Source organism: Pseudomonas sp. YuFO20, from assembly GCF_035064975.1.
Taxonomy (GTDB): domain Bacteria; phylum Pseudomonadota; class Gammaproteobacteria; order Pseudomonadales; family Pseudomonadaceae; genus Aquipseudomonas; species Aquipseudomonas putida_AE.
In genome coordinates, this window is record NZ_JAXDEO010000147.1 from 1 (window position 1) to 811 (window position 811).

General features: G+C 65.1%; 1 protein-coding gene. It reads right to left on the bottom strand.

All coding sequences use genetic code 11. The features are described 5' to 3' along the window. A partial coding sequence (locus tag SOP85_RS30990) for an Ig-like domain-containing protein (RefSeq protein WP_323629404.1) occupies window positions 1-811 on the bottom strand: 811 nt, incomplete at both ends.

Here is an 811-nt window from a genome sequence, read left to right on the forward strand (position 1 = left end):
TCGCGCAGGGTGTAGGTGAACACGTCGCTCGCACCCGGGCCACTCACCGTATTCGGGTAGCTGTGATACAGCGCGTTGCCTGCCGCATCCAGGGTCAGGTAGCCGTAGGTGCCGTTGATCTGGCTGCCCACGCCGCCATGCACCGGGGTCGAGGTGTCGTCGCCAGCGCGCACGCCGACCACACCACCGCCAGCGAACTGGCCGTCGGCCCCCACGTGGTCGTTCCAGATCACGTTGCCACCGATGTAGCCGCCCTCTCCCACGGACGCAATGTCGGCAGTAGCGGTCGGTACGTCATCGACGATGTTGACCACGATGGTGCTGGTGGCGAAGTTGCCCAGGGCGTCAGTGGCCTGGTAGGTGAAGGTTTCGTGCAGGGTGTTGGCGCCATCGTTGGCCGGCGGTGTGGTGCTGGCTGGCGCAGTCAGGGTGTAGGTGTAGCTGCCGTCCGGGTGTAGCAGCAGTTGGCCGTAGGTGCCGACGGCATTGCTGACCAGGCTGTAGGTGATGGTGCCGCTGCCGCCGTGGACCGCGCCGACGAGTGTGCCGCTGGCAGTTTCGCCGGTGCTGCATGGTTGCTCCAGGGCATTTTCGTAGACGGTCACGTCCTGGTCGCTGGCCGCCACCAGGCAGCTGTTGTGCACGTCGATGGTGATCGTGGTGGTGCTTTCATCACCGTCACCATCGCGCAGGGTGTAGGTGAACACGTCGCTCGCACCCGGGCCACTCACCGTATTCGGGTAGCTGTGATACAGCGCGTTGCCTGCCGCATCCAGGGTCAGGTAGCCGTAGGTGCCGTTGATCTGGCTGC